Raw genomic sequence first — 22852 nt, 5'->3', positions numbered from 1 at the left:
TCTGTTCGCGCGCGAACAACGCCGCTCCTACGGTGGCGATACTGGTAAGGCCCATACGGTCATCAGACAACCGTTTTAACAGCTTCCTGAGTAGCACTCCGCGGACGATTGCTTATAAGGACAGGATCTTATCCGCATACGGACATGGTTCATGGCCCTCAATACGATTGAAGAAGCCGTCGCCGCGATCGCTGCCGGCGAACTGATCGTCGTCGTCGACGACACGGATCGCGAGAACGAGGGCGATCTGATCATGGCCGCGTCCAAGGCGACCGCAGACAAGGTCGCGTTCATGATCCGCCATACCAGCGGCATCATCTGCGTGCCCGTCAGCGCCGACCGCGCCGAGGCCCTGCACCTGCCGCCGATGGTTGCGAACAACCGCGATCCGATGCGCACCGCCTTCACCGTGACGGTCGACTACAAGGTCGGGCTCACCACGGGCATTTCGGCCGAGGAGCGCGCCAACACCATCCAGGCGCTCGCCAACGACAATTGCACCGCCTCGGACTTTCTGCGTCCCGGCCATATCTTCCCGCTGATCTCGCGCGAGGGCGGCGTGCTGATCCGTTCCGGCCACACCGAGGCCGCGACCGATCTCGCCCGCCTGGCCGGGCTGGAACCCGCCGGCGTGCTGGCCGAGGTCGTCAATGACGACGGCACCGTCAAGCGGCTGCCGGAACTGCTGGAATTCGCCAAGGAGCACGCCCTCAAGATCATCTCGATCGAGGACCTGATCGCCTATCGCGCCCGCACCGAGAACTTCGTCAAGGTCGTCGACAGCTTCCAGGTTCCGGTCGGCGGCCGCACGGCGACGGCCTTCGTCTACGAGACGCCGTTCGATCCGCTGCAGCATCTCGCCATCGTCTTCGGCGACGTCGCCGAGCAGCCGGACGTGCTGGTCCGCATCCATCGCGCCAACCCGATTTCCGATTTGATCTCGCGCGGGCCGGATTCGAAGGGCTGGCTCGAGACGACGCTCCGCAAGGTCGGCGCCGCCGATCGCGGCGTGTTCGTGCTGATCCGCGACCCGGCCGTCGTGCGGCCGGATGGTTCCGCCGCCGGCGACGGCGAGGAGCGTCACATGTCGGCGCGGCAGCGCAAGGAGCGCTGGCGCGAGATCGGCGTCGGCGCGCAGATCCTCCGGGATCTGAAGGTGCGCTCGATCCGCCTGCTGTCGTCGCAGGAACGGCAATATGTCGGCCTGCAGGGCTTCGGTATCGCGATCACCGGCCGCGAGCCTTCGGGCGAGTAATCGGGGGCGCTGACGCCGGGATGCATGTCGTTGACGGTGTCGCCAGACCATCCGTGAAGACGGGAACTCGCGGGCTCTGTCCGCATTGAATGTTCGAGCGGCCCGATGCCGCAGACATTCATGGAGGACCTGATGCTGAGCTGGGCGATCTTCTTTCTCGTCGTAGCGCTTGTGGCTGCCATTCTTGGCTTTGGCGGCATCGCCGGCACGGCGATCGGCATCGCGAAGATCATCTTCGTCGTCGCGATCGTTCTTTTCCTGATCTCCGGTGTCATGCATTTGATGCGGAGGGCCTGACGCCCGATCGGCACCGGAACAAGCAAAAGCCCCGCGATCGAGCGATCGCGGGGCTTTTTTGTTGGGCCTCGATACACGGAAAAACTCAGCCGGTGCGCAGCGCCATCGCCTGCTGGATCTCGTCGGCCGAGCGTTTCGCCGTTTCGGCGGGGGGCAGGGGCACGCCGCCGCTCATGATCTCTTCCAGGCGGACGCGGGCGCGCGAGACGCGGCTCTTCACCGTACCGACCTTCACTTCGCAGATGTCGGCAGCTTCCTCGTAGGAAAAGCCGCTCGCGCCGATCAGCACAAGCGCCTCGCGCTGCTCGTCGGGGAGAAGCTGCATGGCGCGCAGGAAGTCGTCGAGCTCGAGATGGCCGTGCTGGCCACCGATGTCGGCGAGGCGGGCCGCATGCGCCCCCTCCGAGTCCTCGACCTCGCGCCGGCGCTTGCGGCCTTCCGAGTAATACTGGTTGCGCAGGATGGTCACCAGCCAGGCGTGCAGATTGGTGCCGGCCTGGAACTTGTCCTTGTTGGCCAGCGCGCGCATGACGGTTTCCTGCACGAGGTCATCGGCGCGGTCGCGATTGCCGCTCAGAGAGCGGGCGAAGGCGCGCAGCATGGGCAGGGCGTCGACCAGTTCATTCTTCATGTCTGACTCCGTGGCAATCACTGCCTTGGGCAGTTCCCATATAGGGCGGTCGCGGGCTTCGGGCTCACGCGTTCGGGAATCGCGGGCCTGGGGCTCAGGCGCCGCCCTTCGGGGATTTCTGGTCGTCCGGGGCCGGTTCGTCGTCGATCCGGTTCAGAAGGGACATGATGTCGTCCGGCAGAGGCTCGTTCAGCGCATTGTCGAAGACACGGCGCAATTGCCGCCCGATCCAGTCCTCTTTTTCTTCCTGGCTGTTGGGAGCGGGAAGTGGCGAGCGAAACTCGGCGCTTTTCGCATTGCTGTCGTTATTTTCCACGTTTCTTGTCCTGGCTGTGCCCAAGCTGCGCTCCGTAACGATCGCGGCGCGTCTTTGTCGGGATGGAAATGCCGTACCTCGAGAATGATTCCTATGAATTTGACACCTAAAAAATGGTTGCCGGAAAAGTCGTCACGAAACTTGTCCTGAATCGGGAACCGATCGGCCCGCGCCGCGTTCTGCATCAAAGAGTGATCACTACGGAGGGGAATTCATGCCCGAGAGTCTTTCGCAGGCACTTGCGCCGCATCTGCCGTTTCTGCGGCGTTATGCGCGTGCGTTGACCGGCGGCCAAACCAGCGGCGACGCCTATGTCCGCGCCTGCCTGCATGCGATCGTCAATTCGCCAGCCGTCATCGATCGCAGCGTCCATCCCAAGATTGCCCTCTATCGCCTGTTCCACGCGATCTGGTCCGGCACTCAGCTTGGCGCCGACGCGACAATCGACGGATTGAGCCGGCAGGAAGCGACGGCGCAGCAGCGTCTCGCGGCCATGACGCCGGAAAGCCGGCAGGCCCTGCTCCTGACTGCCATGGAGGGGGTTCTCCGATGCCGATACGGCTGCCGTCATGGGCATTCCGGGCGAGCGCATCCAGCCCCTTCTGACCGAGGCGCTGGCAGAGATCGACCGCCAGACACGCACGCGCGTTCTCGTCATCGAGGATGAGCCGCTGATCGCGATGGACCTGACCGGCATCGTGCAGGAACTCGGCCACGAGGTCGCCGCTGTGGCGCGGACCCGTGCCGATGCCGTCGAGGCGGCCATCCGCGAGAAGCCCGGTCTGGTCCTTGCCGATATTCATCTGGCGGACGGCTCGTCGGGCATCGACGCGGTCAAGGACATCCTGGCGAGCTTCACGCTGCCGGTGATCTTCATCACCGCCTTCCCGCAGCGCCTGCTCACCGGCGAGCGGCCGGAGCCCACCTTCCTGCTTACCAAGCCGTTCGACCCGCGCACGGTGAAGGCGGCTATCAGCCAGGCCCTGTTCTTCAACTCGACGGCGTCGATGGCGGCCTAGGCGGATCCGGAAGCGCCGCGCGGCGATCGGCCAGGCGATGCGGCGCTGTCGCGTCGCGGCTGTTGCGGCCGCCCGTTGCCGGCGCTCTTTCGGCATCGCTTTCACCGGCCTGGATTGCCTTGCGGTCCCCCGTCGATCTCCTCCTTCCGGCCGATTGCGGGATTCCCACGCCGGCCGGCTTGCCGCCTTGGTTTCGTAGCGCAGAAGGACCATCCGATGGATTGGCTGCTCAACGTCCTTTCGCAGGGGGCGGACGTGATGGGCGATGACTTGCTGCGCGCGCTGCCGCGGCTGGTCGTCTCCGTCAGTACCTTCGCGATCGCGGTGGCGGCGCTGTCCTTCCTGTGGCAGCGGCGCGATCTTCCCGCCGTCTATCGGCGGGTGGCGCTGGCGCTCGTCCTGCTGCTGCTCGGCATCGCGGTCTCCTTCGCGATGGCCGCGATGCAGATCATGCAGCCCTCCAGCTATGCACGGTTGATCGAGGCTGTCGCGGCGCTGAGCGCGGTGGTGGCAGTCTTCCTTATCCGCTTCGTCCTGCCCGAATTGCTGGCCCTGCCGTCGCCGCGGCTGCTGGAGCGCAACAACCGGCACCTGAAATCCGAGATCGACGCCCATATCGACACGATGCGGGAGCTGACCGATATCCGAAGCGATCTCGAGGAAAAGGTCAGGGTCCGAACCCGCGAACTGACGGCGGCCAAGCAGCGCTTCGAAGCAGCGCTGACCGGCTCGGACATCGCCGTCTTCAGCCAGGATACCAACCTCATCTTCACCTGGGCCTATGATCCTCGGCGCGGCCTGACCGCCGAGGAGGTCGTCGGCAAGACGGACGCCGACCTGTTTCCGACCGATGTCGCGCCCGCGGTGACCGAGGCGAAGCGCAACGTCGTCGCGAACGGTAAGGGCACGTCGATGAACGTCGTCGTCAAGGCTGCGGACGGCGCGTCGCAATATCTGCGCCTGTCGATCGAGCCCCTGCGCGACAGCGCCGGCGAGATCGTCGGCCTGACTTCGGCGGTCGTCGACCTGACCGAGCGCCATGACTACGAGACGCGGCTTTCGGCGCTGACCTCGGGCCTCGCCCAGGCCAATGCCCGCTTCGACATGGCGCTGCGCGGTTCCCCGATCATGGTGTTCAGCCATGATCGCGAACTCCGCTACAACTGGGTCTACAACCCGGCCGCCGGCCTCAGCGGCGACGAGATGCTCGGCCGCACGGACGAGGAATTCTGGCAGGACGAGACCCGGCTGCCGATCGTCATCATGAAGAAGGCCGCCATCGCTTCGGGCGAGGCGCAGCATGGCGAGATCGTCATGACGCTCGATGGCGACAGGCGCTTCTTCCAGTTGCGGCTCGAACCGATCCTCGGGGCCGACCGCGCCGTCCAGGGCCTGGCCGGCGTGGCCGTCGACGTGACCGAGTCGCATCGGCAGGAGGAGCATCTGCGACTTGTCATGCGCGAGCTCACGCACCGGTCGAAGAATTTGCTCGCCGTCATCCAGGCGATGGCGCGGCAGACCGCCGCCCGCTCGGACGATCTGCAGACCTTTGTCTCCCGCTTCTCCGCCCGCTTGCAGGCGATGGCCGCTTCGCACGACCTGCTGGTGGCGCGCGAATGGCATGGTGCCATCCTGAGGGACCTCGTCAACGCGCAGCTCGGCCAGGCGATCGATCCCGGCTCGGATCAGTTGCGGATCGAAGGGCCGACGCTGAGTCTGCGGCCGGATGCGGCGCAGAATATCGGCCTCGCCCTGCACGAGCTCACGACGAATGCCGCGAAGTATGGCGCGCTTTCGGTGCCGGGCGGGCAGATCGCTTTGAACTGGGGCATCCGCGACGGCGACCGCCTGCATCTGCATTGGGCGGAGACCAATGGTCCCCCGGTGCAGCTGCCGGAGCGCACCGGCTTCGGCATCACGCTTCTGGAGCGCGGCGTCGGCCAGGCGCTGGACGGCACCGTGACCTTGAACTTCATGCCCGGCGGGCTGGTCTGCGAGATCGACATTCCCCTGAGCCATGCCCTCGATTGAGGGGCGCGTGGAGGGAGCGGACAGCAAAAGAGGCCCTGAAGGGCCTCCGGCATTCTCGTTTTTCGCTGGCGGCCGACGCTAGCGCTTCCGCGACAGCCCGCCGAGCAGGCCCATGGCGAAGGCGAGGGCCACGCTGGTTGTGCCGACTTCCTGCTGCTGGCGCCGGCCGCTGCGCCAATTGGCGACGAGCAGCAGGATCAGGCCGATGACGAGGAACGCCCCGCCGACGACGAGCTTCGCCACCAGCGAGCCATAGCTGAGTGCGAGCGCCTGGTAGCCGGCGGCGACGCCGAAGCAGACGCCGACGATCAGGAACACGCCGGCGACCGCGAGCAGCCCGACCCGCTTCAGGGTGCGGACGGTGGTCTGCGTGGCGGCGGCGGCCGCCACGCTGGTCAGGGCCTGGAACAGGCCGCTCATCGCCGGCCTATCAGCGCGCCGATGAACAGGCCGATGCCGGCGGCGATCAGCACGGCCGGGACGGGATTCTTGGTGATGTGGCCTTCGATGTCCTCGGCAGCCTGGTAGCCGCGGCGGCGCGCTTCCTCGGCCGAGGCGCGGAACGTCTCGCTCGCCCGACCGGCGGCGTTGTGCAGCGCATCGGCGCCTGCGCTCGCATGTTCCGAGCCGAACTTGCGGATCGTCTCCGTGAGTGACGCCAATTCGGCCTGGATGGCCTTGACCTGGTCCGCGATGTCGGAACCGTCCGTGCTCTTGGTCACCATGTTGGCACTCCTGTGCGTTGCTCAAGCTTGCGAAGACTTGAGAGATCTATCGGGAAGTATATGCGGCGTGGATGCTGCGTTGTCGATACGGGCCAGCGCAATTGCCAGTTCCATGGTTAGCTTTTGATAAGCCGCGCGCTCTTCTTCAGGCGCGAGCCTTGCCAGAAGCGTTGCCGACCTTTGCCAGTGCAGCAGTGTTTCCGCCTTCTCGCTTCGGGTGAGGACCTTGTCGTTGACGATGTCCCCGGGCCGTCCGAAACCGGCATATCCCTGATTGGCTGTCATCTGCCTTCATCCTCGGTTCACACCAGGCGACCCTTGGTGAGAACGGGCCAAATCGGCAGGGGTTCCAAGGGCATCGCGGCCGCCTCCGCGAGTTGCCGTGCGCCGTGGCCAAAATGCAACCGCCGCGCCCGGAGGGTCCGGACGCGGCGGGATGTCGATCGCTGGCCGGGAAGGCCGCTTGTCGGTCAGGTGGTGCCCTTGCCGGCGTCGGAGCCATGGCGCCTGCGGCGATGCTGGACGATCAGCATGCCGAGGATCGCCATCGCGATCACCGCGAAGGAGACCGCCGTCGTCACCGTGCCCAGCGCATAGATGACGGGCGTGGTGACCGTGGTGGTGAGGCCGCGCAGCGTCAGCGGCAGCGTGTTGACGGCGCCGACCGTCTGCGAGGAGCGGGCGATCTCATCCCAGGAGAGCGTGAAGCCGAACAGCGCCACGCCGACGAGCGAGGGGGCGATCATCGGTAGCACGACATGGCGGAAGGTCTGCCAGGACGAGGCGCCGAGATCGCGCGCCGCCTCCTCATAGGCAGGGTTGAAGCGGTTGAAGACGGCGAACATGATGAGGAGGCCGAAGGGCAGCGTCCAGGTCAGGTGGGCGCCGATGCCGGAGGTGAACAGCCCCATCAGCGTCTGGAAATTGTCCTGGATCAGGATGCCGGTATTGCCGAGGAAGTTCGTCCACATCGTCGCGTTGTCGAGATCGGCATAGTTGTCGACCAGGAAGTCGCCAAAACTCTTGATGCCCTGGTTGAACAGCTGGAATTCGAGCGCGATGCCGAGCGAGACGACGATCGAGGGCAGGATCAGGCTGGCGATCGCCGTGAAGAACAGCAGGTCAGCGCCCTTGAACTTGCGGCGGAAGGCGTAGCCCGCCATCACCGAGATGACCACGGTGACCAGCGTCACCACCAGGCCGAGCTTCAGCGAGTTGATCAGCGCGTCGACGACGTTGGGCACGCCGATGCCGGCCCACAGATTGTGGAACCAGTGCAGCGAGAGCCCGTTCATCGGGAAGGTCATGCCGCCGTTCGGGCCCTGGAAGGACAGCACCAGGATGGTGAGGGTCGGGCCATAGAGGAACAGCACGTAGAGGGCGAAAACCGCCGACAGCACGTAGAATGCGCGGGAGCGTCCTTCCGTCATGCTCAGAGCTCCTTGCGAATGTCGACGAAGCGCAGCAGCGTCCAGATGATCATCAGCACGATGGCCAGCAGGACGACGGCGTTGGCGGCGGCGATGGGGAATTGCAGCGCGTTGATCTGGCTTTCGATCACCTTGCCGGCAGAAGCGATCTGCTGGCCGCCCATCAGGCCGATCGAGATGAAGTCGCCCATCACCACGGTGATGACGAAGATCGAGCCGATGGCGATGCCGGTCTTCGACAGCGGGATGATGACGTTCCAGAGCGTCTGCCAGCCCGAGGCGCCGGTGTCATAGGCGGCCTCGACCAGCGATTTGTCGATGCGCGACATCGAGTTCAGAATCGGCACGATCATGAACACAGTGTTCAGGTGGACGAGCGCCAGCACGACGGAAAAATCGGAATAGAGCAGCCAGTCGAGCGGTTCGGAGGTGATGCCGATCGACATCAGCGTCTGGTTGACGACGCCGTTGCGCCCGAGCAGCGGGATCCACGAGATCATGCGGATGACGTTCGAGGTCCAGAACGGGATCGTCGTGACCAGCGCCAGGATCAGGCGGACATTGTTCGACTTGATCTCGAAGACGAGGAAATAGGCGATCGTGAAGCCGAGCACGAGCGTGATCAGCCAGACCGTCAGGCAGAATTTCAGCGTCGACAGATAGGTGCGGAAGGTGGTGCAGAGGTCGGGCAGCGAGGCGAGGCACTTGTCAAAGGCCGTGGCGTAGTTGTCGCCGACGAAGGCCGGTTCGATCGAATAGCCCGTATAGGTCCAGAAGCTGACGGCGAGCGTGACCAGGAGCGGCAGCACGAAGAAGATCAGGAATACGATCGCGAGCGGCGCCGCCTGCCAGTAGGGGGCCCAGCGCGATTTCATTTCCAGCATGTCGGGCAGGCTCCGTTTCGATGGAAGAGGGCGACAAGGGGGGAAGCGGCTCGCCTCCGGGGCGTCACGGGCGGGATGGCGCGGTCCCGGTCCGGCGCGGTCTCGCCTGCGGGCGGGGGTTGGCGTACCCACCCGCAGGCGATGTCATGGCCGATCAGGCGGCGATGAACTCGTTCCACTTCTGGATCATGTAGGCGTTCTCATCCATGATCGAGTTCCAGCAGGCCACGGCGCCCATGCGGGTGTTGTAGGAACCGCCGTCACGGACCGAACCGGCCTTTTCGAGCAGGCCGCCATCCGGGCCGAGGATGTCCTTCTCGGCCGGCTTGCCTTCCATCCAGAACGCCCACTCGTAGGGCTCCATGCTCTTCTGGGCGGTTTCGAGCACGGCGGCGTAGTAGCCCTGCCGGTTCAGGTAGGCGCCGGCCCAGCCGTCGAGGAACCAGTTGATGAACTCGTAGGCGGCGTCGAGCTTCTTGCCCTTCAGCGTCTTCGGCAGGCCGAAGCCCGATGCCCAGGCGCGATAGCCCTCCTTGAGCGGCTGGAAGGTGCAGGGGATGCCCTTCAGGCGGACGGCGGTGACAGCCGGCGACCACATCGACTGGATGACCGTCTCGCCCGAGGCCATCAGGTTGACGCTCTCGTTGAAGTCCGACCAGAAGGCTCGGAACTGGCCGGCCTTCTTGGCCTCGATCAGGGTGGCGATCGTCTTGTCGATCTCTTCCTTGGTCATGTTGCCCTTGTCGCCGTACTTCACGGTGCCGAGGGCTTCGTTGACCATCGCGGCGTCCATGATGCCGATCGACGGGATGTTGAGGATCGAGGTCTTGCCCTTGAATTCGGGGTTGAGCAGCTCGGCCCAGCTTTCGATCGGGCGCTTGATCAGGTCGGGACGGATGCCGAGCGTGTCCGCGTTGTAGGTGGTCGGGATCAGGGTGATCCACTCGGTCTGGCCCTTGGCGAACTCCTTGCCGCGCTGCTTCTCGAGATACATCACCTTGTGCGGCGCCGTGCCCTGGTCGCCGATCTTCTTGCCGTCGATCTCGCCCTTGGTGATCGCCGTCGCCAGCTTGTCGACGAGCTTCACCTTCTTGGCGTCGATCGCCTGGAAGTTGCCAGACGGGATCAGGTTGCGGAGCGAGAAGTATTCGGTGTCGACGAGGTCGAACGAATCCGGCTGGGTGATGATGCGCTTGGTGACGTCATCGGTGGTGACGGTGACGTATTCGATGTCGATGCCGGTGACTTCCTTGGCCTTGGCGGCGATGGCCGGCGACTGGTTGGTGGCGGTCGACAGGTAGCGCAGCTTGATCGGCTCGTCGGCGTGGACGGCCGGGAAGCCGGTCACGGCGGTGGTGCCGAGGAAGCCCGCGGTGATGGCGGAGCCCTTCAGCAGCGTGCGGCGGGAAATGCCGCCCTTGATGCCCTTGGTCTTGTCGTTCACGTCATTGTCTCCTCTGGCTTGTTGTCGAATGCCGCGTTCAACTGGCGGCGGAGAGCTCGTGGATGTCGTTCGGATCCCAGTGCACCGTGACGGTGTCGCCGGTCTCGAAGGGACGTTGGTAGAAGGCGCGCTCGGGCACGATGGCGGTCATTTCCAGCCCGGCCTCGGTGGCGAGGCTGACGTAGACGGCGGTGCCCTGGTATTCGACCTCGCGCACCGAGGCGGCGACGCCCTCGCCGCCCTCGGCCGTGACGGTGAGGCGGTCGGCCCGCACGCTCACCATGCGGCCGTCGATCGGCATGACGTTGTGGCCGCCGATGAAGCGGGCGACGAACTCGGTCGCCGGCGCGTTGAAGATCTCGCGCGGCGTGCCGGCCTGCTCGATCTTGCCGTTGTTCATGATGACGATCAGGTCGGCGAGGGCCATCGCCTCTTCCTGGCTGTGCGTCACATGGATGAACGAGATGCCGAGCTCGCGCTGGAAGCGCTTCAGCTCGGCGCGCACCTTGATCTTGAGGAAGGGATCGAGGGCCGAGAGCGGTTCGTCGAGCAGCAGGATCTGCGGGTCGGTGACGAGGGCGCGAGCGAGGGCGACGCGCTGCTGCTGGCCGCCGGAGAGCTGGCTCGGCAGGCGCTCGGCATAGCGCTCCATGTCGACCAGCTTCAGCGCCTCCGTCGCCTTGATCGAGCGCTCGACCTTGCCGACGCCCTTCATCTTCAGCGAGAAGGCGACGTTGTCGCGCACCGAGAGATGCGGGAACAGCGCATAGGACTGGAACATCATCGCCGTGCCGCGCTTGGCCGGCGGCAGCTTGTTGACGATCTCGTTGCCGAGCGCGATGTCGCCGTCGGAGACGGCCTCGTGGCCGGCAATCATCCGGAGCGTCGAGGATTTGCCGCAGCCGGACGGGCCGAGCAGGCAGCAATAGGTGCCAGCCTTGATCTTGAGATTGATCGCGTCCACGGCAACCGTGCCGCCATAGCTCTTGGTCACGGATGCCAGTTCAAGATCTGCGGGTCGTGCCATCGTCGTCTCCGGTTGAACCTGCGGAGAGAGTGGCAATTCGCGTGCCAGAGGCGGAAATCTGCGGAGTCCCACGTTGGCAAGCGATGCCGGCGACGCTGCGGCAAGCCGTTTCCGCTGCGCAAACAACGTGCTTGCCTAATAATTGATCATATCGAAGGTGAGGATCTGCTGGCGCGGAGGCGAATGCCTCGTATGGCGTCAATCGACTCCGAGGGCGGCACCGCGGTTTCGCTGGGCTTCACGATGCTGGCGCGAACTTGTGCATCCGGCAGATTGGAATGGCTCAAATCAAGCCTTGACGAGCTTTCGAGAATTTGTCCAGATGATCAAGCTTTTGAACCGCAGCCCCGACAACCAGAAAAACGAGGGGTGGGCCGCGGGACAGCGTCGACCGGCGGGCGGACGCCTGCCGTACCATGGGAACCCGGGGCCATGTGGCCGGTAGGGAGGGATCAGCGTATGCCGTCGCATCTGCCGGACATCGCATCGGGCCGTCTGTCGCCCGACGAATATGCCGCCAACTTTCTCGACATCCACCCGCCGCTCGACCATCACCAGGCCGTCGTCGAGGCGGATCGCTGCTATTTCTGCTACGACGCGCCCTGCGTGAAGGCGTGTCCGACCTCGATCGACATTCCGCTCTTCATCCGCCAGATCCTGACCGACAATCCCGAAGGCTCGGCCGAGACGATCCTGTCGCAGAATATCCTTGGCGGCATGTGCGCCCGCGTCTGCCCGACCGAGACGCTGTGCGAAGAGGCCTGCGTCCGCGAGGAAGCGGAGGGCAAGCCGGTCAAGATCGGCCTGCTGCAGCGTTATGCGACCGATGTCCTGATGGAAGAGCGCGGCGAGCAGCCTTTTGCGCGCGCTCCCTCGACCGGCAAGCGCGTCGCCGTGGTCGGCGCCGGTCCCGCCGGGCTTGCCGCCGCCCATCGCCTCGCCATGCATGGCCATGACGTCGTCATCTACGACGCGCGGCCGAAGGCCGGCGGCCTCAACGAATACGGCATCGCCGCCTACAAGGCTCCCGACGACTTCGCGCAGAAGGAAGTCGACTTCGTGCTGTCGATCGGCGGCATCGCCGTCGAGCACGGCAAGGCGATCGGCCGTGACGTCAGCCTGGCCGAGTTGCGCGGCAGCTTCGATGCCGTCTTCCTCGGCATGGGGCTTGCCGGCGTCAACGCGCTCGGCCTCGACGGCGAGGATCTCGCCGGCGTCGCCGACGCGGTCGACTATATCGCCGAACTGCGCCAGGCCTCGGACCTCTCGACCCTGCCGGTCGGCGCCCGTGTCGTCGTGGTCGGCGGCGGCATGACGGCGATCGACGTCGCCGTGCAGTCGAAGCGCCTCGGCGCAAGGGAAGTCACCGTCGTCTACCGGCGCGGCCAGGAGAAGATGGGCGCTTCGGAATATGAGCAGGACCTCGCCCAGACGGATGGCGTCGTCATCCGCCACAACGCCAGGCCGAAGCGCCTCCTCACCGAGGCGGGCCGGCTCGCGGCGATCGAGTTCGAGGAAACGCGCGACGAGGGCGGCAGGCTGGTAGGCACGGGCGCCACCTTCACGCTCGCCGCCGACACGGTGTTCAAGGCCATCGGCCAGACCCTCGTTCCCGCAGCTTTGAACGGATCGGCCGAGACGATCGCGCTCGATGGTGGCAAGATCCGTGTCGACGAGGAAAGGCGCACGACGCTTCCCGGCGTCTGGGCTGGCGGTGATTGCGCCGCAACCGGAGAGGATCTGACGGTCGCCGCCGTCGCCGACGGCCGGATCGCCGCCGAATCCATTCATCTCGCGCTCTCGACCCCGTCCGTCGCGGCCTAGGAGGAACCCATGGCCAATCTCGCGTCCAGTTTCGTCGGCATCAAGTCGCCCAATCCGTTCTGGCTGGCCTCCGCGCCGCCGACCGACAAGGCCTACAACGTCGTCCGCGCCTTCAAGGATGGCTGGGGCGGCGTCGTCTGGAAGACGCTCGGCACCGATCCGCCGGTCGTCAATGTCTCCGGCCCGCGCTATGGCGCGATCCATTCGAATGATCGCCGCCTGATCGGCCTCAACAATATCGAGCTGATCACCGACCGGCCGCTCGAGGTGAACCTGCGCGAGATCAAGGAGGTCAAGCGCGACTGGCCGGACCGGGCGCTGGTCGTCTCGCTGATGGTTCCCTGCGAGGAGCACTACTGGAAGGACATCCTCGCCAAGGTCGAGGAAACCGAGGCGGACGGCGTCGAGCTCAATTTCGGCTGCCCGCATGGCATGAGCGAACGCGGCATGGGCGCCGCCGTCGGCCAGGTGCCGGAATACATCGAGATGGTGACGCGCTGGTGCAAGCAGCACACGCGCATGCCGGTGATCGTCAAGCTGACGCCCAACATCACCGACATCCGCCAGCCGGCCCGCGCCGCGCATCGGGGCGGCGCCGACGCGGTGTCGCTGATCAACACCATCAACTCGATCATCGGCGTCGACATCGACAATTTCGCGCCGATCCCGACAGTCGACGGCAAGGGCAGCCATGGCGGCTATTGCGGCCCGGCGGTGAAGCCGATCGCGCTCAACATGACGGCCGAGATCGCCCGAGACGCGCAGACGCGCGGCCTGCCGATCTCCGGCATCGGCGGCATCACCACCTGGCGCGACGCGGTCGAGTTCATGACGCTCGGCGCCGGCAACGTCCAGGTCTGCACCGCCGCCATGACCTATGGCTTCCGCATCGTGCAGGAGATGATCTCGGGCCTGTCGAGCTACATGGACAAGCACGGCTTCACCTCGATCGACGACATCGTCGGCCGGGCGGTCGGCAATGTCACCGACTGGCAGTATCTGAACCTGAATTACGTGGCGAAGGCGAAGATCGACCAGGACGCCTGCATCAAGTGCGGCCGCTGCCACATCGCCTGCGAGGACACTTCGCACCAGGCGATTACGTCGATGGTCGACGGCGCCCGGCATTTCGAGGTGATCGACGCCGAATGCGTCGGCTGCAATCTCTGCGTCAATGTCTGCCCGGTCGAGAACTGCATCACGATGGAACCGATGCTTTCGGGCGTCGATCCGCGTACCGGCTTCCCGATCACCGGTGAATACGCCAACTGGACGACGCACAAGAACAACCCGATGGCGAAGGCTTTCGTGCCGGCCGAGCCGGCGGAATGATCACTGCTCCAGCGCGCGGATCTCGTCATTCGCGCGCCGGAGGCGTTCCGAGAAGTCGCGCATCATATTGGCGTAGATCGTCGTGAGTACATGCGGGTGGGTGCGGCCCAGCTCATGGATCGCGTCGACGGAAAAGCCGTAGCAGACCACCCGCTCGTTCGCGACGACATCGGCCGAGCGGGTGCCGCCGTCGAGCAGCGCCATTTCACCGAAGGACAGGCCCGGGCCCATCGAGGCGATGCGGAGGTTCTGGTGCGTCGCCTGCACGGCGTCGGCCAGTTCGACCGTGACCGTGCCGCGCGCGATGACGAAGAAGAGCCGTGCCGGGTCGCCGGTGCGGATGATGCGGTCGCCGGCCTCGAAGATCATCGGCCGCGCCAGCGCCTCCAGCAGCCTGAGGTCGTCGCGCGCCAGCGATTTGAAGATGTGCAGCTCCGAGAGCGAGAAGCGGGTGGCGTCGAACTGGATTCCCGCCTCGGCGATGACGGCGTTCTCGCACCATTCGAGCGCCGCGTCGCGATGCTCGAAGATCTGTTCGGGCAGCGCCTGCTCCATCGCCTCGTGCAGCGTGGCCAGCGCGGGCTGGTGGGCGAGGTGGGAAATCAGCAGCTTGCGGCCGGTTTCGTTGAACGCGCCCGCCAGCCGCGCCAGCAATTGCGACGCCGCCTCGTCGGCGCTCGGCACGCGGCGGAAATCGAGGATCACGTGGCTGGTCGTCGACTGGACGTCGCCGATCCGGCGGATCAGCCGCTCGGCCGAGCCGAAGAACAGGGGGCCCTGCACCTCGATGATGCAGATCCGGCGCCCGGTCTCGCTGAGCAGCCGCCGCTCCAGCGGGTTGCGGGCGCGCTTCGAATGGATGATGTCGCCATAGAGTTCGCGCCGGATCACCGTGCTGGTCGAGACATGGCTGCGGAAGATGTTGAGGCGGAAATCCTGGGCGATTTCCTTGCAGGCGGCGACGCCGCGCACGCTGTTGCCGTGCTGGTCGATCGGCGGCGAGAACACGGCGATGCCGAGCTGGCCCGGAATGACGGCGAGGATCGAACCGGCGACGCCGCTCTTGGCCGGGATGCCGACGTCGTAGGACCATTGGCCGGCATAGTTGTACATACCGCACGTGTTCATCACGGTCAGGATATCCGAGACATATTCGGTCGCGATCACGCGCTCGCCGCTCAGCGGGTTGACGCCGTCATTCGCCAGCGTCGCCGCCATCACCGCGAGGTCGCGGGCGGTGACGCGCACGGCGCACTGGCGGAAATAGACGTCGAGTATGTCCTCCGGCGCGCGGCGGATCATGCCCGAGTTCAGCATCATATAGGCGATGGCCCGGTTGCGGTGCCCCGTCTCCAGCTCGGAGCGGTAGACCTGTTCGTCGATCGACAGCCGCCTGCCGGCGAGGCGCGAGAACAGGGTCAGCATATTCTGCGCGCGCTCCGTCGGGGTGGCGCCCTTGATCGTCTCGGCAATGGCGATCGCCCCGGCATTGACCATCGGGTTGAAGGGGCGGTTATGGACCTCGTCCAGCACGATCGAGTTGAAGGCTTCGCCGGTCGGCTCGACGCCGACGCGTTGCAGGATGGCCTCGCGGCCATGCCGCTCCAGCGCATAACCATAGACGAACGGCTTCGACACCGACTGGATCGTGAACTCGACATCCGCATCGCCAGCCGAATAGGTCTTGCCGTCAATCGTCGCGATGGCGATGCCGCAGAGTTTCGGATCGGCCTTGGCAAGTTCCGGTATGTAGGACGCCACGGCGCCGCCGGAGAGATGGCTGATGCGGAAATGAAGTTCGGCGAGATAGTCGGATACGAGGCCGCTGGAGGGTATTTCGCCTTCACCGGACACAAACGTACGAAGCATCAGCACTCTCCCCGCGATAATGTCGCCGCTGGATCATGCAATTCGTGCGCCAGTACTTGGGGGCGAATTGGCGGACACTTTGGCAGGCGCCTCGGCCCGGACGAGGCTGATGGAAACCAGACGGAGAGTCTCAGTCCGCGGGCGACAAGCTTTTGCTTCCGGCCCGGATCGCGGCGACCAGGACATCCAGCGTCGCGCGGATGCGCGGGGTGCGGCGCAGGTCCTCGTGCACGCCAAGCCAGATCCCCCGCGCCGGCGGCGGCGTCGGGGGACGCAGCCGCTTCAGATTGGCGTGGCGGTCGGCAAGATAGCGCGGCAGGCAGGCGAGGCCCAATCCGGCGCAGCAGGCCTGCAACTGGACATAGCGGCTGTCGGCCAGCAGCCCCGGCGTCGCGGCATTCGCCGTCGCGCGCAGCCAGAGCGCCTCCGGCACGTTCGCGAGGTCGTCCTGCAACGTGATCAGCCGGTGCCCCGCCGCGCCGTCGGCCCAGTCGGGCATCGCCCGCTCCGCCAGATAGCGAGTCGAGGCATAGAGCCCGAAAGCCATGTCGGCGACCCGCTGCACCACGGCCCGGTGTTGTTCGAACGTCGCCAGGCGGATGGCGATGTCCGCTTCGCGCCGCGCCAGGCTCAGCGCCCGGTTGTCGGTGATCAGTTCGACCGCGATGCCGGGAAAGCGCTCCTGCAACTGCGCGAGCGCCGGCGCGATCATCTCCGAGCCGAAGGCCTCGACCGTCGTGATGCGCACCAGTCCCTCGAGGCGGATGTCCTCGCCGCCGATCGTCCGCTCGATCGCCAGCGCCTCGGCCTCCATGCGTTCGACGGTCGGGAGGATGGCCTCGCCGGCGGATGTCAGCACGAAGCCGGCCGGCGTGCGCTGCAGCAGCTTGGCGCCGATCCGCTCATGCAAGGCCTCGAGCCGTCGGCCCATCGTGGTCTGGCTGACCCCGAGCGCGCGAGCGCCGGCGGAGAGATTGCCTTCCCTCGCTATGGCGAGAAAGGTCTTCAGGTCTTCCCAGTCCATGCGGATGCCTCAACGTTTTTGCAGGATCGATCTGCTTCATTTGGCAATATCGCAGAGGTCCGTCCGGGTGCAACCTCCTGCCGTGGCCTGGCCAGTACGGCCGCCGCCCAACAGGAGATCGATGATGCCCCTCACGACCAACCGCCGCATGGCTGCCCTCGTGCTTGGCCTCGGCCTCGCCCTCGGCGCCGCCGCTCCCGCCATTGCGGCTTCGGATGATGCCGAGGCGCTCGCGCGCTACCGCACGGCAGAGAAGATCGCCAAGGCCCATCTGGCGACGTTCGACACGCTCGATTTCGACGTGTTCTCGAACCAGGAATGGGACCGGCTCAAGGACAGCCATAGCGCCGACGTGCTGGTCCATTGGCCGGACGGTCACACCACCAAGGGAATCGACCGGCACATCGCCGATCTCAAGGCGATGTTCGTCTATGCTCCCGACACCCGCATCAAGGAGCATCCCGTGCGGGTTGGGGACGGCGAATGGACGGCCGTCACAGGCATCATGGAGGGCACCTTCACCAGGCCGATGCCGACGCCCAATGGCGAGATCGCGCCGACCGGAAAGAGCTTCAAGCTGCCGATGGCGACCGTCAGCCACTGGAAGAACGGCACGATGGACGAAGAGTACCTGTTCTGGGACAACCAGACCTACATGACGCAGCTCGGTCTCGCGAAGTAGCGCCGGCCGGTCCGCTGAATTCCATTCCGACAATCGGCCCGTCCCGCTGGAGACCAGAACATGTCCGTCACGCGTCATCCCCTCGATCCGCTAGCGCTCCGGATCGGCGCCGCGGCGCCACGCCATCTCGTCGTGCTGCTGCACGGGGTCGGCGCGATGGCGGACGATCTGCTCCCGGTCGCGCAGATGCTCTGCGCGACCGACGAAAGCCGCGCCTGCATCCTCCTGGGCGGGCCGGACCCGTTCAGCGGTGGCGGACCCGGCCGCCAGTGGTTCTCGATCGTTGGTGTTACCGAGGCCAATCGCGGGCCGCGCGTCGCCGAGGCCCTGTCGTCGTTGACGCCGCGCCTCGCGGCGCTCGCCGCTGCCGAGGGAATAGCGCCGGCCGACCTGGCGCTGCTCGGCTTCAGCCAGGGCGCCATCCTGACACTGGCGATGGCGGCGGCCGGCCAAGCCTTCGGTCACGGCATCGCGCTTGCCGGACGTTTTGGCGGGCCGGTCGGCGCCGCGACGGCGCAATCGCCGCGCCTGCTGCTGAGCCATGGCGCCGACGACCGGGTGATCCCGATCGCCGAGGGCAGGGACGCCGCGGCGCGGTTCCAGGCGGCCGGATTCGATACGGCCTTTCTTCCTCTCGGTGGGCTCGGCCACAGCATCGCGCGCGAGCAGGTCGACGCGGCGGTCGCCTTCCTGGCGCGCGGGGCGGCCGCCTGAGGTTGCCGCCTCAGGCTTTCGGCAGCAGGCCGCTCAGGAAGATATCCTCCAGCGTTCGCGTCGCCGTGTCGAAATGGCGGTTGTCGTCGGCGGCGTCGCCCAGCATCGCCCGCACCTGGACCTCGAAATCGGCATAGTGCTGCGTCGTCGCCCAGATCATGAAGATCAGGTGATAGGGGTCGATCGGGGCGAGGCGTCCCTCGTCGACCCAGCGCCGGATCACAGCCGCCTTGCTGTCGACCAGAGTCTTCAGGCGGTTGTTCAGCAGCGTGCCGATGACGGGCGCGCCCTGCAGCACCTCGATCGCGTAGAGCCGCGAGGCCTTGGGATTGTCGCGCGAGATCTCCAGCTTGCGGTCGATATAGGCGCGGATCTCGGTGATCGGGTCGTCGCCTTCGCCCAGCGTCTCCAGCGGCTGCAGCCATAGTTCCAGCGTGCGGCTCAGGATGGCGAGGTAGATGTCGTCCTTGCGGCGGAAATAGTAGAGCAGGTTCGGCTTGGTCATGCCGGCGAGCTCGGCGATCTGGTCGACGGTGGCGCCGCGCAGGCCGTAGGTCGAGAAGATCTCCAGAGCCGCGTCGAGAATGCGCTCCTCGTTCTCTTCCTGGATGCGCGTCCGCTTCTTGGTCTGGCTGGCGCGCGCGGTGTTCGCAGGTGTCATGACGGTGGTCGAGTCTCCCGTTCGTTCCCCATGGCGCGCCTGTCATCCGGTCCCTCTGCCATTCGAGTGGGACTTTCGGTCGATTCCGGCTCGATTTCAATGGCTTCGCCGCGCGTCGGCGGCTCAGAAGCTTGGCGGCGTGCAGGCGGAGACGAGTTCCAGGTCGTCCTCGCCGATATTCTTGAAGGCGTGCGGCTTGCGGCTGTCGAAGAAGTAGGCGTCGCCGGGGTTGAGCTCGTAGCGCCGGCCGTCGACTTCCAGCAGCATGCGGCCGCGGATAATCAGGCCCGCTTCCTCGCCCTGGTGCGACAGCATCGCCTTGCCGGAGACCGCGCCCGGCTTGTAGCGCTCATGCAGCATCTGCAGCGAGCGTCCCTCGAGATTGCCGCCGACCTGGCGGAACGAGATCTTGCCGCCGGCGATCTCCTTGAGTTCCGAGGCGCGGAACACCACCGGCTCCACCGCCGGCTTCGCCTCGGCGAAGAACTCGGAAAGGCTGAGCGGGATGCCGGCCAGGATCTGCCGCAGTCCCGAGACGGAGGGGCTGATCCGGTTCGCCTCGACCATCGACACGGTCGCGTTCGACACGCCCGCGCGCTTGGCGAGCGCGCGCTGCGACAGGCCGTGGCGGATCCGCAGTTCGCGCAGTCGCGCGCCGACATCGATATCGAAATTCGAGGCGTTCATGTGTTCAATATAAAGAACAGTATTAACGGTTGCAACGAATTGACCGGCCTAGACCCTGCGGCTACGTTCATAAAAATGACCGGCCCCGCCAGGAAGACGGCCGCATGAGGACCCCCGAAAAAATGACAAGCGCGCAGTATTCGAACAACCTCGAAGCCTTCTGGATGCCGTTCACGGCGAACCGCCAGTTCAAGCAGAACCCGCGCATGCTGGTCGGCGCCAGGGACATGCACTACACCTCGGCGGACGGTCGCCAGATCCTCGACGGCACGGCCGGCCTCTGGTGCGTCAATGCCGGCCACGGCCGGACCAAGATCGTCGAGGCGGTGTCGAAGCAGGTTGCCGAGCTCGACTATGCGCCGGCCTTCCAGATGGGCCATCCGAAGGCGTTCGAACTGGCCGCGCGTCTCGCGGCGATGATGCCGAAGCCGCTCGACCACGTCTTCTTCACGAATTCGGGCTCGGAATCGGTCGATACGGCGCTGAAGATCGCGCTCGCCTATCACCGCGCCAAGGGCAACGGCACCAAGTACCGCCTGCTCGGGCGTGAGCGCGGCTATCACGGCGTCGGCTTCGGCGGCATCTCGGTCGGCGGCATCTCCGGCAACCGCAAGACCTTCGGCACCATGCTGACCGGCGTCGACCACATCCGCCATACGCATGACCCCGCCCGCAACGCCTTCTCGCGCGGCCAGCCGGAGTTCGGCGCCGAATTCGCCGACGACCTGGAAAAGGTCATCGCGCTGCATGACGCCTCCAATATCGCCGCCCTGATCGTCGAGCCGGTCGCCTGCTCGACCGGCGTGCTGGTGCCGCCGAAGGGCTATCTGAAGCGCCTGCGCGAGATCTGCGACAAGCATGACATCCTGCTGATCTTCGACGAGGTCATCACCGGCTTCGGCCGTCTCGGCACGCCGTTCGCCGTCGATTATTTCGACGTCATCCCCGATCTCGTCACCACCGCCAAGGGCCTGACCAGCGGCGTCGTGCCGATGGGCGCCGTGTTCTGCTCGTCCAAGATCTACGACGCGTTCATGGATGCGCCGGAGAACACGATCGAGCTGTTCCACGGCTACACCTATTCGGCCCATCCGGTTGCCTGCGCCGCCTCGCTCGCCACCCTCGACGTCTATGCCGAGGAAGGCCTGCTGACGCGTGTTTCCGAGATTGCCCAATATTGGGAAGACGCGCTGCACAGCCTGAAGGGCCTGCCGCATGTCATCGACATCCGCAATCTCGGCCTGATCGGCGCGATCGAGCTGGAATCGATCCCTGGCGCCCCGACGAAACGCGCCTTCCAGGCTTTCCTGAAGGCCTATGAGCGCAATCTATTGATCCGCACGACCGGCGACATCATCGCGCTGTCGCCGCCGCTGGTCATCGAGAAGAGCCAGATCGACGAAATCTTCGACACGCTTTCGGGCGTGCTGAAGGAAATCGACTGAGAAGCGCGGGAGGAAACCATGGACGCGATCAGTCTGAACACCATCCCCAATCTGGTTGACGGCAAGCCGTCGCTTTCGGCGTCGACGCGCAGCCAGCCGGTCTACAACCCCGCCACCGGCGAGCCGGTGGCGACGTTGCCGCTCTCGACCTCGGCCGAGCTCGATGCCGCCGTCGCCTCGGCCAAGGCGGCGTTCCCGGCTTGGGCCGATACGCCGCCGATGAAGCGCGCACGCGTGATGTTCAAGTTCAAGGACCTGCTTGAACAGAACGCCGACCGCATCGCCCGCGCCATCTCGGCCGAGCACGGCAAGACCCATGACGACGCGCTCGGCGAAGTGCAGCGCGGCCTCGAGGTCGTCGAGTTCGCCTGCGGAATCCCGCATCTGCTGAAGGGCGAATATTCGAAGAATGTCGGCCCGGCGATCGACACCTATTCCGACCGCCAGGCGCTCGGCGTCGTCGCCGGCATCACGCCGTTCAACTTCCCCTGCATGGTGCCGCTCTGGATGTATCCGGTGGCGATCGCCTGCGGCAACACCTTCATCCTGAAGCCGTCGGAGCGTGATCCCGGCGCGGCGATGCTGACGGCCGAGTTGCTGCACGAGGCCGGCCTGCCGCCGGGCGTGCTGAATGTCGTGCATGGCGACAAGGAGGTCGTCGACGCGATCCTGCATCATCCCGACATCAAGGCGGTTTCCTTCGTCGGTTCGACGCCGATCGCGCAATATGTCTATGCGACGGGAACGGCGGCCGGAAAGCGGGTTCAGGCGCTCGGCGGCGCCAAGAACCATCTGGTGGTGATGCCGGATGCCGATATGGACAAGGTCGCCGATGCGCTGATGGGGGCGGGCTACGGTTCGGCCGGCGAGCGCTGCATGGCGGTCTCGGTGGCGGTGCCTGTCGGCCAGAAGACGGCCGACGCGCTGATCGAAACGCTGGCGCCGCGCGTCCGCGCGCTGAAGATCGGCCCGGCGACGGATCGCGACGCCGAGATGGGGCCGCTGGTCACCAAGCAGCACATGGAGAAGGTACTCGGTTATATCGACAAGGGCGTCGCCGAGGGAGCCAGGCTCGTGGTCGACGGCCGCGGCTTCAAGCTGCAGGGCTACGAAAACGGCTACTTCGTCGGTGGCACGCTTTTTGATCATGTGGACAAGGATATGACGATCTACCGCGAGGAGATCTTCGGTCCCGTGCTCTCCGTGCTCCGCGCCAACTCCTATGCCGATGCCCTCGAACTCATCAATGCCCACGAATATGGCAACGGCACCGCGATCTTCACCCGCGACGGCGACGCCGCGCGCTCCTTCGCCGACAAGGTCGAGGCGGGCATGGTGGGCGTCAACGTGCCGATTCCGGTTCCGGTCGCCTATCATTCGTTCGGCGGCTGGAAGCGGTCGATCTTTGGCGATCACGCCATCTACGGACCGGAGGGCGTGCATTTCTATACGCGCCTGAAGACGGTGACGACCCGCTGGCCGGACGGGATCAAGTCCGGCGCGGTCTTCAACTTCCCGACGATGTGACTAAGGTGTCGTCGGGACGGTTCTCACG

At 65.7% G+C, this 22852-nt stretch carries 22 protein-coding genes and 1 pseudogene; 10 read left to right on the top strand and 13 right to left on the bottom strand.

What is annotated here, in order from left to right; all coding sequences use genetic code 11:
- The first annotated feature begins 151 nt into the window (after window positions 1-151).
- Window positions 152-1255, top strand: coding sequence for a 3,4-dihydroxy-2-butanone-4-phosphate synthase (ribB, locus tag WFK98_RS24180; protein WP_266337210.1), 1104 nt, complete (start codon window positions 152-154; stop codon window positions 1253-1255).
- Between the two features lie 132 nt (window positions 1256-1387).
- Entirely contained in the window at window positions 1388-1552 is a 165-nt protein-coding gene (locus WFK98_RS24175; RefSeq protein ID WP_266337211.1) for a DUF1328 domain-containing protein, read from the top strand.
- Between the two features lie 85 nt (window positions 1553-1637).
- Here the strand turns inward: WFK98_RS24175 and WFK98_RS24170 are convergent, their stop codons facing one another.
- Both WFK98_RS24170 and WFK98_RS24165 read right to left on the bottom strand, forming a co-directional pair.
- Window positions 1638-2183 (bottom strand): sigma-70 family RNA polymerase sigma factor, encoded by a 546-nt coding sequence (locus tag WFK98_RS24170; protein ID WP_336802071.1) that lies wholly within the window; start codon window positions 2181-2183, stop codon window positions 1638-1640.
- A 94-nt stretch (window positions 2184-2277) separates the two neighbouring features.
- The gene (locus WFK98_RS24165) at window positions 2278-2523 is read right to left on the bottom strand and encodes a NepR family anti-sigma factor (protein WP_266337213.1); all 246 of its coding nucleotides are present in this window, start codon (window positions 2521-2523) and stop codon (window positions 2278-2280) included.
- Between the two features lie 190 nt (window positions 2524-2713).
- On the opposite strand from WFK98_RS24165, the pseudogene WFK98_RS24160 reads away from it, so the two are divergent.
- Window positions 2714-3518 (top strand): annotated as a pseudogene (locus WFK98_RS24160) (response regulator).
- Between the two features lie 216 nt (window positions 3519-3734).
- Window positions 3735-5549 (top strand): sensor histidine kinase, encoded by a 1815-nt coding sequence (locus WFK98_RS24155; protein ID WP_336802070.1) that lies wholly within the window; start codon window positions 3735-3737, stop codon window positions 5547-5549.
- Between the two features lie 78 nt (window positions 5550-5627).
- Here WFK98_RS24155 and WFK98_RS24150 read toward each other — a convergent pair whose 3' ends face one another.
- The 7 genes from WFK98_RS24150 to WFK98_RS24120 form a co-directional block, all read right to left on the bottom strand.
- A complete protein-coding gene (locus WFK98_RS24150; protein ID WP_266337216.1) occupies window positions 5628-5969 on the bottom strand; it encodes a hypothetical protein in 342 nt (113 codons plus the stop codon).
- Window positions 5966-6274 (bottom strand): DUF883 family protein, encoded by a 309-nt coding sequence (locus WFK98_RS24145; RefSeq protein WP_266337217.1) that lies wholly within the window; start codon window positions 6272-6274, stop codon window positions 5966-5968. Before WFK98_RS24145 ends, WFK98_RS24150 begins: the two co-directional genes overlap by 4 nt.
- A gap of 21 nt (window positions 6275-6295) precedes the next feature.
- Window positions 6296-6559 carry a hypothetical protein gene (locus WFK98_RS24140; protein ID WP_266337218.1) on the bottom strand — a complete coding sequence of 88 codons (264 nt, stop codon included), beginning with the start codon at window positions 6557-6559 and terminating at the stop codon, window positions 6296-6298.
- Window positions 6560-6744: 185 nt separating this feature from the next.
- Complete coding sequence (locus WFK98_RS24135) at window positions 6745-7704, bottom strand: ABC transporter permease (RefSeq protein WP_266337219.1); 960 nt, start codon at window positions 7702-7704, stop codon at window positions 6745-6747.
- Window positions 7705-7706: 2 nt separating this feature from the next.
- Window positions 7707-8588, bottom strand: coding sequence for an ABC transporter permease (locus WFK98_RS24130; protein WP_266337220.1), 882 nt, complete (start codon window positions 8586-8588; stop codon window positions 7707-7709).
- 154 nt (window positions 8589-8742) lie between these two features.
- Window positions 8743-10032, bottom strand: coding sequence for an ABC transporter substrate-binding protein (locus WFK98_RS24125; protein WP_266337221.1), 1290 nt, complete (start codon window positions 10030-10032; stop codon window positions 8743-8745).
- Window positions 10033-10069: 37 nt separating this feature from the next.
- Window positions 10070-11059 carry an ABC transporter ATP-binding protein gene (locus WFK98_RS24120; RefSeq protein WP_266337222.1) on the bottom strand — a complete coding sequence of 330 codons (990 nt, stop codon included), beginning with the start codon at window positions 11057-11059 and terminating at the stop codon, window positions 10070-10072.
- A 459-nt stretch (window positions 11060-11518) separates the two neighbouring features.
- Between WFK98_RS24120 and WFK98_RS24115 the strand changes: the two genes are divergently transcribed.
- A complete protein-coding gene (locus WFK98_RS24115) occupies window positions 11519-12883 on the top strand; it encodes an NAD(P)-dependent oxidoreductase (RefSeq protein ID WP_336802069.1) in 1365 nt (454 codons plus the stop codon).
- Window positions 12884-12892: 9 nt separating this feature from the next.
- A complete protein-coding gene (gene preA / locus WFK98_RS24110) occupies window positions 12893-14215 on the top strand; it encodes an NAD-dependent dihydropyrimidine dehydrogenase subunit PreA (RefSeq protein ID WP_336802068.1) in 1323 nt (440 codons plus the stop codon).
- On the opposite strand, the gene glsA is transcribed toward preA, so the two are convergent.
- Complete coding sequence (glsA, locus tag WFK98_RS24105; RefSeq protein WP_336802067.1) at window positions 14216-16084, bottom strand: glutaminase A; 1869 nt, start codon at window positions 16082-16084, stop codon at window positions 14216-14218.
- Between the two features lie 130 nt (window positions 16085-16214).
- On the bottom strand, window positions 16215-17108 hold the full coding sequence (locus tag WFK98_RS24100; protein WP_336802066.1) for a LysR family transcriptional regulator: 894 nt from the start codon (window positions 17106-17108) through the stop codon (window positions 16215-16217).
- Between the two features lie 124 nt (window positions 17109-17232).
- Here WFK98_RS24100 and WFK98_RS24095 point away from each other — a divergent pair, with 124 nt between their 5' ends.
- Window positions 17233-17790 (top strand): ester cyclase, encoded by a 558-nt coding sequence (locus tag WFK98_RS24095; protein ID WP_336802065.1) that lies wholly within the window; start codon window positions 17233-17235, stop codon window positions 17788-17790.
- A 60-nt stretch (window positions 17791-17850) separates the two neighbouring features.
- Window positions 17851-18504 carry a hypothetical protein gene (locus WFK98_RS24090; protein ID WP_336802064.1) on the top strand — a complete coding sequence of 218 codons (654 nt, stop codon included), beginning with the start codon at window positions 17851-17853 and terminating at the stop codon, window positions 18502-18504.
- 10 nt (window positions 18505-18514) lie between these two features.
- Here the strand turns inward: WFK98_RS24090 and WFK98_RS24085 are convergent, their stop codons facing one another.
- A complete protein-coding gene (locus WFK98_RS24085; protein ID WP_336802063.1) occupies window positions 18515-19165 on the bottom strand; it encodes a TetR family transcriptional regulator C-terminal domain-containing protein in 651 nt (216 codons plus the stop codon).
- Window positions 19166-19288: 123 nt separating this feature from the next.
- Window positions 19289-19852 carry a cupin domain-containing protein gene (locus WFK98_RS24080; protein WP_336802062.1) on the bottom strand — a complete coding sequence of 188 codons (564 nt, stop codon included), beginning with the start codon at window positions 19850-19852 and terminating at the stop codon, window positions 19289-19291.
- Window positions 19853-19974: 122 nt separating this feature from the next.
- Between WFK98_RS24080 and WFK98_RS24075 the strand changes: the two genes are divergently transcribed.
- Both WFK98_RS24075 and WFK98_RS24070 read left to right on the top strand, forming a co-directional pair.
- On the top strand, window positions 19975-21297 hold the full coding sequence (locus WFK98_RS24075; protein ID WP_336802061.1) for an aspartate aminotransferase family protein: 1323 nt from the start codon (window positions 19975-19977) through the stop codon (window positions 21295-21297).
- 18 nt (window positions 21298-21315) lie between these two features.
- The gene (locus WFK98_RS24070; protein WP_277614109.1) at window positions 21316-22824 is read left to right on the top strand and encodes a CoA-acylating methylmalonate-semialdehyde dehydrogenase; all 1509 of its coding nucleotides are present in this window, start codon (window positions 21316-21318) and stop codon (window positions 22822-22824) included.
- Window positions 22825-22852 lie beyond the last annotated feature (28 nt).

Origin of the sequence: Kaistia sp. MMO-174 (assembly GCF_037147815.1) — a bacterium.
GTDB classification, from domain to species: Bacteria; Pseudomonadota; Alphaproteobacteria; order Rhizobiales; family Kaistiaceae; genus Kaistia; species Kaistia nematophila.
Note: the sequence above shows the minus strand (reverse complement) of the source record. Positions and strands in the feature narration are given on the sequence as shown.

Excerpts from the sequence above, each read along its gene's own strand:
- WFK98_RS24080 (WP_336802062.1), bottom strand. The coding sequence starts at position 19,852 with ATGAACGCCTCGAATTTCGATATCGATGTCGGCGCGCGACTGCGCGAA.
- WFK98_RS24095 (WP_336802065.1), top strand. The coding sequence starts at position 17,233 with ATGCCCCTCACGACCAACCGCCGCATGGCTGCCCTCGTGCTTGGCCTC.
- WFK98_RS24090 (WP_336802064.1), top strand. The coding sequence starts at position 17,851 with ATGTCCGTCACGCGTCATCCCCTCGATCCGCTAGCGCTCCGGATCGGC.
- WFK98_RS24070 (WP_277614109.1), top strand. The coding sequence starts at position 21,316 with ATGGACGCGATCAGTCTGAACACCATCCCCAATCTGGTTGACGGCAAG.
- WFK98_RS24130 (WP_266337220.1), bottom strand. The coding sequence starts at position 8,588 with ATGCTGGAAATGAAATCGCGCTGGGCCCCCTACTGGCAGGCGGCGCCG.
- WFK98_RS24115 (WP_336802069.1), top strand. The coding sequence starts at position 11,519 with ATGCCGTCGCATCTGCCGGACATCGCATCGGGCCGTCTGTCGCCCGAC.
- preA (WP_336802068.1), top strand. The coding sequence starts at position 12,893 with ATGGCCAATCTCGCGTCCAGTTTCGTCGGCATCAAGTCGCCCAATCCG.
- WFK98_RS24135 (WP_266337219.1), bottom strand. The coding sequence starts at position 7,704 with ATGACGGAAGGACGCTCCCGCGCATTCTACGTGCTGTCGGCGGTTTTC.
- WFK98_RS24155 (WP_336802070.1), top strand. The coding sequence starts at position 3,735 with ATGGATTGGCTGCTCAACGTCCTTTCGCAGGGGGCGGACGTGATGGGC.
- WFK98_RS24145 (WP_266337217.1), bottom strand. The coding sequence starts at position 6,274 with ATGGTGACCAAGAGCACGGACGGTTCCGACATCGCGGACCAGGTCAAG.
- ribB (WP_266337210.1), top strand. The coding sequence starts at position 152 with ATGGCCCTCAATACGATTGAAGAAGCCGTCGCCGCGATCGCTGCCGGC.
- WFK98_RS24100 (WP_336802066.1), bottom strand. The coding sequence starts at position 17,108 with ATGGACTGGGAAGACCTGAAGACCTTTCTCGCCATAGCGAGGGAAGGC.
- WFK98_RS24075 (WP_336802061.1), top strand. The coding sequence starts at position 19,975 with ATGACAAGCGCGCAGTATTCGAACAACCTCGAAGCCTTCTGGATGCCG.
- glsA (WP_336802067.1), bottom strand. The coding sequence starts at position 16,084 with ATGCTTCGTACGTTTGTGTCCGGTGAAGGCGAAATACCCTCCAGCGGC.
- WFK98_RS24150 (WP_266337216.1), bottom strand. The coding sequence starts at position 5,969 with ATGAGCGGCCTGTTCCAGGCCCTGACCAGCGTGGCGGCCGCCGCCGCC.
- WFK98_RS24085 (WP_336802063.1), bottom strand. The coding sequence starts at position 19,165 with ATGACACCTGCGAACACCGCGCGCGCCAGCCAGACCAAGAAGCGGACG.
- WFK98_RS24175 (WP_266337211.1), top strand. The coding sequence starts at position 1,388 with ATGCTGAGCTGGGCGATCTTCTTTCTCGTCGTAGCGCTTGTGGCTGCC.
- WFK98_RS24120 (WP_266337222.1), bottom strand. The coding sequence starts at position 11,059 with ATGGCACGACCCGCAGATCTTGAACTGGCATCCGTGACCAAGAGCTAT.
- WFK98_RS24140 (WP_266337218.1), bottom strand. The coding sequence starts at position 6,559 with ATGACAGCCAATCAGGGATATGCCGGTTTCGGACGGCCCGGGGACATC.
- WFK98_RS24170 (WP_336802071.1), bottom strand. The coding sequence starts at position 2,183 with ATGAAGAATGAACTGGTCGACGCCCTGCCCATGCTGCGCGCCTTCGCC.